Below are 13,422 nucleotides of genomic sequence, written 5' to 3'. Positions count from 1 at the left end.
CTCCTATTCCCATCTGAATAGAGTGGTACCAAAAGCCCTGATATCAATAATGCATTGGAGTGGCTATGAAGCCTTGGGATAACAAATCGTGGAATTAGAAAAATGGTGGGAAAACAGCAGGCAAAAAAAACGCCACTCAAATATGAGTGGCGGTAGAATCAGTCAACCAAGAGGGTTGTAAAAAAATTCCAATATATAGGGGTGAACAAACTGTTCAAGTCACACGCTCAGATTACTTGTTGTAACCAAAGCTAGTTGGGTATGCAAAGTTGCTAGTGTAAACAGAGCTGTTAAGCCAGAACATTGCAGATGGTAAACCTTTCATAACTATCACCTTAATAAATCAATTAAAAACAATTTTGATTTCTCAGTTCCTTGGAGGCGATAAACGGACTCATCCTTTGAGCATTTACTCTTCGTCTCAGAAGTTGGTTATTAATATACCCCAACGAAAAAAGATTACAAGTATTTTTTGCACCAAATCACACTTTCAGCCTAAAAAGACTAAATAACAAACTCAAAATGTAATTAAATTACAAAACAGACCGGCAAAAACGTTTGCACGGCAACTTATTAAGCAACTGGGTACCTATTTTTGATCGAAGCAACAAATCTATTTTCAAACTTTGCAACAATTGCCTGTTACAACACCTACTCGTTGCCTCACTCAAATGGTATGCTGTCGGCATCAAAACAGACCCATATTTTAGATAATTGTCCTTTATACCAAACCACTTTTACCTAAAGATATGGTTATTAAATAAAAAAGGAGTCATCCGTGTCTGAATTCCATTCTGAGATCAGTAAATTATCCCCTGCCCCACTTTGGCAGTTTTTCGATAAGATTTGCTCAATCCCACACCCATCAAAGCACGAAGAAGAGCTTGCTCAATACATTATTGCTTGGGCAACAGAACAAGGCCTAGATGTACGCCGTGACCCAACAGGTAACGTATTCATCAAGAAGCCAGCAACGCCGGGTATGGAAAACAAAAAAGGTGTGGTACTACAAGCTCACATCGATATGGTTCCACAAAAGAACGAAGATACGGTTCACGACTTCACTAAAGACCCAATCCAACCGTACATCGACGGCGAGTGGGTAACAGCGAAAGGCACAACGCTTGGCGCAGACAACGGTATGGGCATGGCATCATGTCTTGCGGTTCTTGCATCAAACGAAATCAAGCACGGCCCAATCGAAGTTCTACTAACGGTAGATGAAGAAGCAGGTATGACTGGTGCGTTCGGTCTTGAAGCGGGTTGGTTAGAGGGTGACATCCTTCTTAACACCGATTCAGAGCAAGAAGGCGAAGTGTACATGGGTTGTGCTGGCGGCATCGACGGCGCAATGACATTTGACGTTGCTCGTACTGCAATCCCAGCAGATTTCGTGACTCGTAAGCTAACGCTTAAAGGTCTTAAAGGCGGCCACTCAGGTTGTGATATTCACACAGGTCGTGCAAACGCAAACAAACTGCTTGCTCGTTTCCTAGCGGGTCACGCAAAAGAGCTAGACCTACGCATCGTAGAATTCAAAGGCGGTAGCCTACGTAACGCGATTCCTCGTGAAGGTTTCGTAACCGTTGCTGTACCAGCGGCAAACCAAGAGAAACTGGCTTCGCTATACAACTACTACACGGAGCTTCTTTCAACAGAGCTAGGTAAAGTAGAAGACAGCATTGTGACTTTCAACGAAGAAGCTTCAGTTGAAATGGGCGCACTTGCAGCGGCTGACCAAGCTCGCTTCATCGCAGCACTTAATGCAGCGCCAAACGGAGTGATCCGTATGAGTGATGAGATTGAAGGCGTTGTTGAGACATCTTTAAACGTGGGTGTTATCACGACAGAAGAGAACTCAATCACAGTACTTTGCCTAATTCGTTCTCTGATCGACTCTGGCCGTAGCCAAGTTGAAAGCATGCTTCACTCTGTAGCTGAGCTTGCTGGTGCGAGCATCGAGTTCTCTGGTGCTTACCCAGGTTGGAAGCCAGATGCGGATTCTGAAATCATGCACATCTTCCGCGACATGTACGAAGGCATCTACGGTCACAAGCCAAACATCATGGTTATCCATGCTGGTCTTGAGTGTGGTCTATTCAAAGAACCTTACCCGAATATGGACATGGTTTCTTTCGGCCCTACTATCAAGTTCCCTCACTCTCCAGATGAGAAAGTGAAGATTGATACGGTTGAGCTATTCTGGAACCAAATGGTTGCACTACTTGAAGCAATCCCAGAAAAAGCATAATTCGCTTTTCTAGCTGAAACAAAAACAGGTACTCATTGAGTACCTGTTTTTTTAACTAACGAATATTACGTATTACGCGCGAGCTGCCGCGTAAGCCGCTAACTCATCCATTGAGGTTTGAGCAACAATCTCACCATCGATAGAGTACGTCACCACTTCGCCATCACGCACACCAATCAAAGTCGCCTCTTCACCATTTTGGTAAGTGATGCTCATTTGAATCGTGTTTTCATCCAACTGCACCATTTCGCCACGCTCAATCACACGATTTTGAGTTAGAGGTGCGATTGGCGCTTCAGTGAGAGACTTATCAAGCTGGTGGTTGATGTCGATGTAAGTATCAGTTTTGCTATCGAAGATATGCGGGGTACCAGTAATTGGGTTTTTACCCGTCCAAAACTCTAGAGAGTTGAAGACTAAGTAGTCCGCTGCCACAGTTAGACCGTAAACAGGTGCGAGCAACATGTTCAACCCACCACGCGCGTAACGGTTGTCGACCGCTTTAAGGTTAAATTGCATTAGGTAACCAGTAACAGCATTACTGCCCACACAGCCTGAAAGAGCTACCGACGCGACAGCCAGAGCTACGATCTTAGTGATTGTTTTTTTCATAACGATCTCAGTTAATTAATATAGTCGCCCAAAAAAAGGCGCTGGATAGTAGCAGTCGATTTCTTCCCAATTATCAGCGAATTGTCAGAAATAAAGCGCTAAGCAATTAACTTGATTAAGATTAAATCAACGCCGATTCCATTCTCAAACACACCTCATTAAAAATTTTTGTCGTCACCGTAAAGTGATTGATTCGTACTAAAAATCAACGATTGGTACATTCCGATTTAATCCATTATCCATTCGTTGAGAAACCTAAATGGCAAGACTAAAACCTAACCAACCATTCGAACTCCTTGGTCAAACTGTACAACCAGGCCAACGAATGGAGATTGAGCTGCAAGCGGCTCAGCTATATACCCACTCACCACTATCGATCCCTATCGAGGTGATTCATGGTCGTCAGGCGGGACCAACGTTGATGGTGAACGCAGCGATTCACGGTGACGAGCTCAATGGTGTTGAGATTGCACGTCAACTGACCAACGCTATCGAACCGAAAAAGCTAAAAGGTACCCTGATTGTCGTGCCTATCGTTAACGTGTTTGGCTTTATTCATAAATCTCGCTACCTACCTGATCGCCGCGACTTAAACCGCTGCTTTCCAGGAAGTGAGAAAGGCTCACTAACGTCTCGTATCGCGTTCACCTTCTTTGAGAACGTCGCGAAGCGTTGTGACTACATTTTAGATTTGCATACAGGTGCCATTCACCGCACCAACCTGCCTCAGATTCGTGCAAACTTATCGAACCCTGAGACATTAAGAATCGCTAACGCGTTTGCGACACCAGTGATCATCGACTCACCACTTCGTGACGGTTCACTGCGTAGCGAAGCAGAGAAGCTTGGTATTCCGGTACTGACGTACGAAGGCGGTGAAGCTCTGCGCTTTGATCACCTAGCAATCCGTGCTGGTTACTTGGGAATTCATCAGGTAATGAAAGCTATCGGGATGCTTAGACCAAACCGTAAAAAGCTACCAGAGCCTGTTATCAGCCGCTCCACCAGTTGGATTCGCGCAGAATCAGACGGCATCTTACGTAACATGGTGAGATTAGGTGAAAAGGTTGAGGCGGGACAAACATTGGCGTACGTCAGTTCACCACTGGGACACCAAGAGAGTCAAATCATCACCAAAAAAGGCGGTATTGTAATTGGTCAGCAAACTCTGCCACTGGTTAATGAAGGTGATGCGGTGTTCCACATTGCTTACTTCAAACAAGATGATGAAGATGTAGAACAGTCAGTAGAAAACTACATTGAAGAAGTTGCTGAAGAAGATTGGCTGACGACTCTAAATAACTGATCGCTTGCCGAGCGATAAAACAAACTCCACAAAAAAGGCCCCAATCGCTCAATACGATTGGGGCCTTTCTTTACCGGGCGAGTAAACTCAACCTGGTAGAATCTGAATCTTATTCAGCGTCAAGCTCAGCTGCTGCGCGAGCTTTTGCACGTGCTTCACGCGCTTGCTCAGCTTTTAGCTCTTTAGCGTGGCGCAGTTCATCACGCTCTTTACGCTGCTCTGCTTTACGCTCGTTACGCTCAGCTTGGTTAGCAACGAAAGATGCCAGCTCTTTCTCTGCCCACTCTTGTGCTTGAGCTTCAGTTTCAAAACCCGTTTCACGCTTAGAAACGCGAGTTGAGCGAGAAGTTACTTGACGAGTAATCTCTGCACACCAGCCATTGCGTTTTTCTGAAAGGCGGATATCAAATTTTTTGGTCTTAGACATGTTCTGTATTTTCCTAAGGGAGATCATTAAGGGATCGGTCAACTTTGATAACTCCATCTATGTGAGCATCTTTTAACACCATCCCTTGGTAAGCGCGGTATTAGAGCACAAATCCATAAACATTGCTGCAAATATTTGCAGCGGATCACACTCCAATTGTGCAAATCGTTTGCGACTCAGTGTTCTCGATTTCATTCCTCCTTTCTTCCCCTCCATTTTGCAGAGAATAAAGCGTTAATGATGAAATGAACTATGCTCAAACATAGGCAAGTGAACCCACTAATCGACTCGATTACCCATCAATGTTCAATGTCTTAACTACTCCGCCCATAATTAAAATAGCTAAGGAGTCGCTATGGATAGCTTCATCAAAAATCTACCGAAAGTTGAGCTGCACCTACATATAGAAGGCACACTCGAACCAGAACTGATGTTTGAATTGGCAAAACGCAACAACATCGACATCCCATTCGACAGTCCAGATCAAGTGCGTCAAGCGTATCAATTTCACAACCTACAATCGTTTCTCGATATCTATTATCAAGGTGCCAATGTCCTGATTCACGAGCAAGATTTCTACGACCTGACATGGGCTTACCTGCTCAAATGCCAACAAGACAATGTGATTCATACCGAGATCTTTTTTGACCCTCAAACCCACACTGAGCGAGGGATTGAATTTGAAACAGTGATCGCAGGCATCACTCGCGCTCTCAAACAGGCCGATCAAGAGCTCGGGATCAGCAGTCAATTGATCATGTGTTTCTTACGCCACCTTGATGAAGAGAGCGCCTTCACCACTCTCAGTAAAGCCCTTCCCTACAAAAAGCACATTATTGGCGTCGGGCTCGATTCATCTGAAGTGGGCCACCCACCAGAAAAGTTTCAACGTGTGTTTCAAGAAGCACTCAACCACGGCTTCCTCAGTGTGGCGCACGCGGGTGAAGAAGGGTCGGCTCAGAACATTCGAGATGCCATCGAGATGTTAGGTGTTACTCGTATCGACCACGGTGTGCGCTGCAGTGAAGATCCTGAGCTCGTAGCAGAGCTGGTCGCGCATCGTATGCCTTTAACGGTGTGCCCTTTGTCGAACACCAAACTAAAAGTGTTTGAGACTATGCAGCAGCACAACATTATTGAGCTTTTAAGAAAAGGGGTATGTGTAACCATAAACTCGGATGACCCAGCCTACTTCGGTGGCTACATGAACGATAACTTCTTAGCCGTTGCCCACGCTCACGAGATCACCAAACAAGAGCTCGCACAATTTAGCATCAACGCCATCGAAGCGAGTTTCATCTCCCCTCATGCCAAGGAAGATATGATCACGCAAGTTCGACACTACCTCGCCAATCACTAAAATCGACTAAAAGGGCTAAAACGAAAAAAGGAAGCACAACGCTTCCTTTTTCACTATTAATGGGCCGAATCACTTAGCCCGGATGGCCATCAACTCTTGGCGTTAGCAACATTATGCCAAATTTAAGCACATACATACCAAACGCGAGTACCCATAAACCCGCACTAATATTTACGATAGGCATCATGTAAGCAGGGAACAAACTCACTCCAACACTGCGCAATAACGCGGCCAGAATTAAGGCTGTAAATGCCACAGCCATGTTCGGTCCTTTGTAGATAGCGCGTCCTGTATGACCCATAGTGACACGAGCAATCATCGCCAAGATCAAGCCGCTTAAACCACCAATTGCGAATAGGTGAATCATATTATGTCCTGCAAACGGGTTATCCAGTAAACCACGTAGCAACAGACTCAACGGAATACAAAGGTATGCTGCATGCAGTGACCACACCAACGGCTCAGATAGCGTCGCCCAAGGTTTCCAGCGAATCACACGCACCAACTGAGCAATACCAGCAAACAGCATCAGAGGCTTACCGACTTCGACAAAAGTGAGTGGGAAGAAGCTCAACACAAACAGTCCGACCAAAGGCAGATTGGATAACCACTCAAGCCATAGCAAGGGTTGTGGCTTATCAAAGTTAAAGCGACGTGCGGTGAAGAATGGGATGACTCTCCCTCCCATCACAGATAGCAGCAGCGTAAACCACCACAGCATCGCGTGCCAAACCGCTGAAGGAGGAAATGGCGGCATCCCCTTAATGGTTGCATAGCTGGCAAAATTCGCCACGATTGCCAAAACAAACAGCGGAACGAAGAATAGATTTTTCCACCCTTTGGCATGTACCACTCGAAAGCCAATTTCGTAAGCTGCAAAAGCCAAAAACAGTGCTTCAATCGACGAAATTAACCACAATGGTGCTGGTGTCCAAAACAGAATTCGAGGTGCGAGCCATAAACCAACCAAAGCTGCGAGGCGATAGTGTTTAGTACCATTGACGCCCGTCCATGTCTGTACCGCGGTTAACACAAACCCGACAACAATCGCCATCGAGAAACCAAACAGCATCTCATGAACATGCCACCACAAGGCCGGCACTTGTAGGATCTCAGGTTGACCGTTTTGGAACATGTATACCCAAAGAACAATGGCGAGCACCGCATAGATGCTACCGAGGAAGAAGAAGGGTCTAAAGCCCAAGCGTAGATAAGCGGGAATCGCATCCTCGACACTTTTGTCTGTGATATTTAACAAAGTCGCTCCTAAATTAATAAGCGTATCGCCAAAACGGATTCGAGAGTGGTTTGGCGATAGATTCACATATAACCAGATCAATGCATGAAGCATTCCAACATACTAAACCACTGTATTTATTGACTTTAGGAAGACTCATTCGTCGATATAGAGTCAATTAAACACACCATAAAGAGTCAATAAGACACAATAAAGTCTTTCAGTTATATGCTGACTTTTATTTGCTTCCCCCATATAGTAGGTGAGGCTTTCAACAATAAACAGACAAGGATAGCGATGTATATTTTTGGCTATGGCAGTTTAATCAACTCCTCTTCACGACAACTCACCGGACAGACCGGAAAAGCAATCCCAGCGATAGTCGATGGTCTAGTAAGACACTGGAGTAAAATCGATGACAGCTATGTGATCTCTCCTTTGATCGTGAATCAAGGGCAAGGTCAGGTAAATGGAGTATTACTTGAGGTCGATGACGTGGCGCTGGCCGAGTTCGATCGTCGCGAGCGCGGCTATCACCGAATTGAGTTAGATCCCGATCAGATCGAAGCGCATCAAGGCTTTGATCCTTCCCAAACGATCTGGGTTTACATTAAAGATGAGATTGAAGCGCCCTGCAGCAATAGCCCGATTGTTCAGACTTATGTCGATACTGTCATTGCAGGCTGCCTAGAAATATCAGAAAGTTTCGCTTCTCACTTTGTGCAACATACGCAGGGTTGGCAACACCCTATGATTAATGATCGCCACCAGCCTAAATATGGCAATTTGGCAGGCGTGTCTGAGCACCACCACAGCATCATTGATGACCTACTTCTAGTGGTGCGCAGCTCGTAAGTCACTAAACGATGCGAACCCCTGCTGGCATCACACGCTCTGGTGTCAGCAGTACACTCTCTGACTCATCGTCTGTTTCAGCACACAGCAACATGCATTCCGATGTATGCCCGCGCATCTTGGCCTTCGCCAGATTACACAGCACCACCACTTGCTTGCCCATCAACTCTTCCTCTGTGTAGTAAGGTACTAGGCTGGTGACTGTCTGCATAGTTTTCTCACCGACATCAACCTGAACAATATAGAGTTTGTCTGCGTTCTCATGACGAGCAACCTCAATGATCTTACCTACACGCATCTCTAACTTAGCGAAATCACCGTACGCAATCGTATCCATATCTACTCCCTTTTTATTGATGAAATTAACTTTTACTTAATTTTAGTAAAGTGCAAACATTTACACTAGCACTAAAGCTAATAATTACAAGCGGTAAAGATCTCAATATTGGAAGTAAAAGATAAGTTTGATTGCCATACTATCAGCGACGGTGTTAAATAGGAGCGGTACTGAGTAGAGGTTAAAAATGGCAACAATAAAAGATGTGGCAAAGGAAGCGGGCGTATCTGTCGCAACCGTTTCCCGTGTAATTAACAAGTCCCCTAAGGCAAGTGCAAGCTCTATCGAGTCGGTCACACAGGCCATGAAAAAGCTGGGGTACCGCCCTAACGCCAATGCTCGTGCATTAGTCAGCCAAAGCACCAATACTGTCGGTGTTTTGGTTGGTGATATCTCAGATCCCTTCTTCGGTACGCTGGTAAAGTCGGTAGACAATGTGGCGCGTGAAAACGGCAAACACATTCTGGTCGGTAATGGGTCTCACGATCGCGAAGAAGAGAAGCAAGCCATCGAACTCTTAATCAACAACCGCTGCGAGTCTTTAGTGATTCACTCCAAAGGTCTTACCGATGAAGAGCTGATCGCTTATGCGAAAGAAGTGAAGGGCTTGGTAGTCATCAACCGCTATATCGAAGAGATTGGCGAGCGCTGTATCTTCCTCGATAACCAAAAAGGCGCCTACCTCGCTACTGAATACCTTATCCGTCATGGTCATCGCAATATCGCCTGCATCGCCTCATCAATTAACATTGAAGATGCTGACGAACGTATTCAGGGCTATCGAGCAGCACTGAGTGACTACAACATCGAGTTGCCAGAGAGCTACATCGAAAGCTCACAACCAAGCAGCGAAGGCGGTGAATACGCCATGACTAACCTGCTCACCAAATCGCTACCGATTACTGGCATCGTCGCTTACAACGATTACATGGCAGCTGGCGCGCTTTCAGTCCTCGATGAGAATGGTATTCAAGCACCCGATCAAATGTCGATTGTCGGCTTTGATGACGGTTTAATCGCTCGCTACGTCTCACCAAAGCTGACCACTATTCGCTACCCAATTCAGATCATGGCAGAGAAAGCAACACGTCTTGCTTTGCAGCTTGCCAAACAGGAAGTGACCAGTTCAGAAACAATGAGGTTCTCACCAACTCTGGTACGCCGAAACTCAGTATCTAAAGTGGGTTAAAAAGATAAAAAAAAGCCCTAGCGAAAACCGTTCGCTAGGGCTTTGTTACCATACTCTCACTAATGTATCTTTAGTCATTCCCTCGTCAGAAATCTCCCCATAACGAGGTTCACCAAATCCTTTGAGCTGAGTGGTTCAGTCTGATTAATCCCCCGAAAATTCAAACTGATAACAAGTTTGGTAGCGATACTCTTGTTCAGGTCTAAGAATACAGCTCTCTTGCTTCCACTCTGGATGGTTTGGCGAGTCTGGTAAAAACTGAGTTTCCAACGCGACACCTGCGTAGTCTTGGTAGCTTGTACCAGAGCGGTTTGGCGTTCCTGCCAACCAGTTTCCGGTGTAAAGCTGCATTGCAGGCTTAGTCGTAAACACTTTTAAAGTGACAAGTGCGTCGGGCGAAGTCACCGTCGCTGCACATTTCCCAGCGCGGCACTCTTCTGCTAACAAAAACGAATGGTCATAGCCTTTGGCATTTTTCTGCTGTTCATCGCCCATCAAACGCTCTGAGATCATCGTAGGCCGATTGAAGTCAAAACTGGTCGACTTCACCGATTTAAGCCCACTCAAAGGAATGCCAGATTTGTCGGTCGGTAAGAATTGAGACGCGTTAATGCTGACAATGTGCGACAAGCAATCTTGCTCTAGCTCAGTACCTAACAGGTTAAAGTAGGCATGATTGGTGAGGTTAACCACCGTCTCTTTATCGGTTGTTGCAAAATAGTCGATAGACACACGGTTGTCTTCCGTCAGCTGGTAACTCACCGATACCTTGAGTGTGCCCGGGAATCCTTGATCACCATCTGGAGACGTTAACGTGTAGGTTACTGAGCTTTCGGTTTGCTCCTGAACCTGCCAACGCCTCTTATCAAAACCGTTAGGTCCGCCATGCAGAGTATTCCCTGCTTGATTCACATCGACCTTGTGGTTGGTACCGTCGATCTTAAAGCGGCCTTTCGCAATGCGATTAGCGTAGCGACCGACAGTGGTTCCCATATAACTGGCTTGTTTGTTGAAGTTTTCCATTGAGTTAACACCCAATAGAACTTCTCTCTTATTCCCTTTCAGTGGCAGGATACAGCTCAACCAGGTCGCGCCAATATCCATCAGTGTCACTTCCATGCCGTGTTGGTTGGTCAGTGTCACCAACTTGGCAGGTTGCCCATCATAGGCTGCCGTTTGAGTCATTGACTGATGCAAACTTTGCGCTTGTGTCATCCTACATTCCTTCCTAGTGCCAGCAAAAAGCCTCTACAAAAGTGCAAAGGCTTTACTATTTGGCCTACCATGATCTTTTTACTTCTGTAGGCCTATAATCAGAGGGTTAGATTACTTCAACTAAGCCCGCACCGTCTTTCGCTTGGCACACATAAATGGATTCTTTTAGGCCCGTCGCCGCTTGATATTTCTGTTCTACCGTTGCTTTGATGTCATCAACCAAGGTTGGTGGAACTAAAGCTACGATACAACCACCAAAGCCACCGCCTGTCATACGTACGCCGCCCTGATCGCCAATCACCTCTTTAACCATCTCAACCAAAACGTCGATCTCTTTTACTGTGATTTCAAAGTCATCGCGCATTGAAGCATGAGATTCCGCCATCAACTCACCCATGCGTTTCATGTCGTGGTTGCGCAGTGCGACCGCCGCTTCTTCAGTACGATCGTTCTCAGTGATTACGTGGCGAGCGCGCTTAGCAACCATCTCATCCAACTCGTCGACTTTGGCATTGAATTGTTCAATGGAAACATCACGCAGTGCAGGTACGCCAAAAATACGCGCCGCTTCTTCACACTGTTCACGACGAGTGTTGTATTCACTGTCGACCAACCCACGCTTCTTGTTGGAGTTGATGATCACTACTGCCATATCCTCTGGCATCGAAACTGGCGTCGTCTCTAGACTACGACAATCCAACAGCATCGCATGATTCGCTTGGCCTTCAGCTGAGATCATTTGGTCCATGATGCCGCAGTTACAACCAACAAACTCGTTCTCAGCTTGCTGGCCGTTCAATGCGATCTCTGCTTGGGTGATCTCTAGGTTGTAAAGCACCTTAAAGGTTTGACCGATAACGACTTCTAAAGCCGCCGAAGAGCTTAACCCTGCGCCTTGAGGTACATTGCCTGTTACTGAGATGTCGGCACCATTGAACTCATAGCCACGCGCTTTCAGACATTTCACCACACCACGAATGTAGTTCGCCCACATCTTGTCTTGTTGAAAAGTGATCTCTTGAGTCAAGTCGAACTCGTCCACTGCATCACCGTAATCAACCGATACTACTCGTATGATATTGTCGTGTCGTTTTGCTGCCGCCACTACGGTTTGGTAGTTAATGGCACACGGTAGGACAAAACCATCATTGTAGTCGGTATGTTCACCAATTAGGTTTACACGGCCCGGAGCTTGGATGATGTGAGTCGGAGCGTAGTTGAGTACCGCATTGAAAGACGCTTTTGCGTTTTGGATTAGATCAGACATAGGAGACTCTCTGGTTAAACTTTAATTCAATTGATTGTGGCCCCTTATTGGCACCACTTTAATTCTGTTCGATTCCCTATCACGTTCGTCCCTCTCAGTTGGGAATGGCAACATCAGCTCTATTCTCCACGGCTTGTCGTCATTCCAGAATCGAGAGACGAGATATTTGGAATCTCTTTTTACGGATTAACTACTGACTATTGCTCTTTGTAATGCACGTCACTCAAATCACGCAGACGCTGCGCCGCTTGCTCTGCCGTCAGATCACGTTGCGATTCAGCCAGCATTTCATAACCCACCATGAACTTGCGTACCGATGCGCTACGCAATAGTGGTGGATAGAACAGAGCGTGCAATTGCCAATGGTCAATGTCGGTACCCTCTTCGAAGAATGGCGCATAGTGCCAGCCCATCGAGTATGGGAATGAACATTGGAACAAATTGTCGTAGCGACTGGTTAGCTTCTTAATCGCGACCGCCAAATCATCACGTTGCTCGTTCGTTAGTTCGCTCATGCGGCGAATATGTGTCTTAGGTAACAACATGGTTTCAAACGGCCACGCTGCCCAATAAGGAACGACAGCAATCCAGTGCTCGGTTTCAACCACGGTGCGAGAACCGTCTTTCATTTCAGCTTCAACGTAGTCCACTAATAGGTTTGAACCTTGTTGTTCGAAATGATCTTTTAGAAGCTTCTCTTTACGCTCGATCTCATTTGGCAGAAAGCTGTTCGCCCAGATCTGACCGTGTGGGTGAGGCTGAGAACAGCCCATGGTCTCGCCTTTGTTTTCAAACGCTTGAACCCATAGGTAATCTTTACCTAACTCTTCAATCTGCTCATTCCAGGTATCAATCACACCACGGATTTTATTCACTGGTAATTCTGGCAACGTTTTGCTGTGATCCGGCGAGAAACAGATCACGCGGCTCAACCCTCGAACACCTTGAGTCTTAAATAGAGGGTTTTCAGACTCTGGAGCGTCAGGTGAATCAGGCATCAACGCCGCGAAATCATTACTAAATACGTAAGTTCCGTCGTAGTCTGGGTTTACATCACCCGAGATTCGCGTATTGGTTGGACAAAGAAAACACTCTTTGTCGTACGCTGGCAGTTGCTCGGTTGATGGCTTCTCATCTTGGCCACTCCACGGGCGTTTCGCACGGTGTGGTGATACCAAAATCCACTGACCCGTTAGTGGGTTATAACGGCGGTGCGGGTGATCGACTGGGTTAAATTCAACTTTTGACATACTTACATTGCTCTTAATTTTTGTGTTCTTGGCACATCCACCAAGATAAATAATTCTTCTACAAGGAGATTCCCTATCACGCTCGTCCCTCGCTGTAGGGAATGACGCGTAATCTC

12 protein-coding genes are annotated in these 13,422 nt (G+C 46.1%); 5 read left to right on the top strand and 7 right to left on the bottom strand.

Features of this window, described 5'->3' with window-relative positions; genetic code table 11:
- The first annotated feature begins 778 nt into the window (after positions 1 to 778).
- Complete coding sequence (locus VFDL14_RS09920; RefSeq protein WP_032551626.1) at positions 779 to 2,251, top strand: aminoacyl-histidine dipeptidase; 1,473 nt, start codon at positions 779 to 781, stop codon at positions 2,249 to 2,251.
- Positions 2,252 to 2,323: 72 nt separating this feature from the next.
- On the opposite strand, the gene VFDL14_RS09925 is transcribed toward VFDL14_RS09920, so the two are convergent.
- Entirely contained in the window at positions 2,324 to 2,863 is a 540-nt protein-coding gene (locus VFDL14_RS09925; protein WP_032551625.1) for a DUF3332 domain-containing protein, read from the bottom strand.
- Positions 2,864 to 3,122: 259 nt separating this feature from the next.
- Here VFDL14_RS09925 and VFDL14_RS09930 point away from each other — a divergent pair, with 259 nt between their 5' ends.
- Entirely contained in the window at positions 3,123 to 4,169 is a 1,047-nt protein-coding gene (locus tag VFDL14_RS09930; protein ID WP_032551624.1) for a succinylglutamate desuccinylase/aspartoacylase family protein, read from the top strand.
- 109 nt (positions 4,170 to 4,278) lie between these two features.
- On the opposite strand, the gene VFDL14_RS09935 is transcribed toward VFDL14_RS09930, so the two are convergent.
- Positions 4,279 to 4,596: a DUF3622 domain-containing protein gene (locus VFDL14_RS09935; RefSeq protein ID WP_032551623.1), complete on the bottom strand. Its 318-nt coding sequence runs from the start codon at positions 4,594 to 4,596 to the stop codon at positions 4,279 to 4,281.
- Positions 4,597 to 4,951: 355 nt separating this feature from the next.
- Here VFDL14_RS09935 and VFDL14_RS09940 point away from each other — a divergent pair, with 355 nt between their 5' ends.
- Positions 4,952 to 5,956: an adenosine deaminase gene (locus VFDL14_RS09940; protein WP_032551622.1), complete on the top strand. Its 1,005-nt coding sequence runs from the start codon at positions 4,952 to 4,954 to the stop codon at positions 5,954 to 5,956.
- 73 nt (positions 5,957 to 6,029) lie between these two features.
- On the opposite strand, the gene VFDL14_RS09945 is transcribed toward VFDL14_RS09940, so the two are convergent.
- On the bottom strand, positions 6,030 to 7,214 hold the full coding sequence (locus tag VFDL14_RS09945) for an NnrS family protein (protein WP_032551762.1): 1,185 nt from the start codon (positions 7,212 to 7,214) through the stop codon (positions 6,030 to 6,032).
- A gap of 276 nt (positions 7,215 to 7,490) precedes the next feature.
- Between VFDL14_RS09945 and VFDL14_RS09950 the strand changes: the two genes are divergently transcribed.
- Positions 7,491 to 8,048 carry a gamma-glutamylcyclotransferase family protein gene (locus tag VFDL14_RS09950; RefSeq protein ID WP_032551621.1) on the top strand — a complete coding sequence of 186 codons (558 nt, stop codon included), beginning with the start codon at positions 7,491 to 7,493 and terminating at the stop codon, positions 8,046 to 8,048.
- Positions 8,049 to 8,052: 4 nt separating this feature from the next.
- Here VFDL14_RS09950 and VFDL14_RS09955 read toward each other — a convergent pair whose 3' ends face one another.
- Positions 8,053 to 8,385, bottom strand: coding sequence for a tRNA-binding protein (locus VFDL14_RS09955; RefSeq protein WP_032551620.1), 333 nt, complete (start codon positions 8,383 to 8,385; stop codon positions 8,053 to 8,055).
- A 187-nt stretch (positions 8,386 to 8,572) separates the two neighbouring features.
- Between VFDL14_RS09955 and VFDL14_RS09960 the strand changes: the two genes are divergently transcribed.
- Complete coding sequence (locus VFDL14_RS09960) at positions 8,573 to 9,574, top strand: substrate-binding domain-containing protein (RefSeq protein WP_032551619.1); 1,002 nt, start codon at positions 8,573 to 8,575, stop codon at positions 9,572 to 9,574.
- 144 nt (positions 9,575 to 9,718) lie between these two features.
- Here VFDL14_RS09960 and galM read toward each other — a convergent pair whose 3' ends face one another.
- The 3 genes from galM to VFDL14_RS09970 all read right to left on the bottom strand — a co-directional run bounded on the left by galM (position 9,719) and on the right by VFDL14_RS09970 (position 13,306).
- Positions 9,719 to 10,789, bottom strand: coding sequence for a galactose-1-epimerase (gene galM, locus VFDL14_RS0123225; protein ID WP_032551618.1), 1,071 nt, complete (start codon positions 10,787 to 10,789; stop codon positions 9,719 to 9,721).
- 106 nt (positions 10,790 to 10,895) lie between these two features.
- Complete coding sequence (galK, locus tag VFDL14_RS09965; protein ID WP_032551617.1) at positions 10,896 to 12,056, bottom strand: galactokinase; 1,161 nt, start codon at positions 12,054 to 12,056, stop codon at positions 10,896 to 10,898.
- A gap of 197 nt (positions 12,057 to 12,253) precedes the next feature.
- Complete coding sequence (locus tag VFDL14_RS09970) at positions 12,254 to 13,306, bottom strand: UDP-glucose--hexose-1-phosphate uridylyltransferase (protein ID WP_032551616.1); 1,053 nt, start codon at positions 13,304 to 13,306, stop codon at positions 12,254 to 12,256.
- Positions 13,307 to 13,422 lie beyond the last annotated feature (116 nt).

This window comes from Vibrio fortis (assembly GCF_000695685.1).
Lineage (GTDB): Bacteria > Pseudomonadota > Gammaproteobacteria > Enterobacterales > Vibrionaceae > Vibrio > Vibrio fortis_A.
The sequence above is the reverse complement of the archived record's forward strand: the minus strand, read 5'-3'. Positions and strand labels throughout refer to the sequence as shown.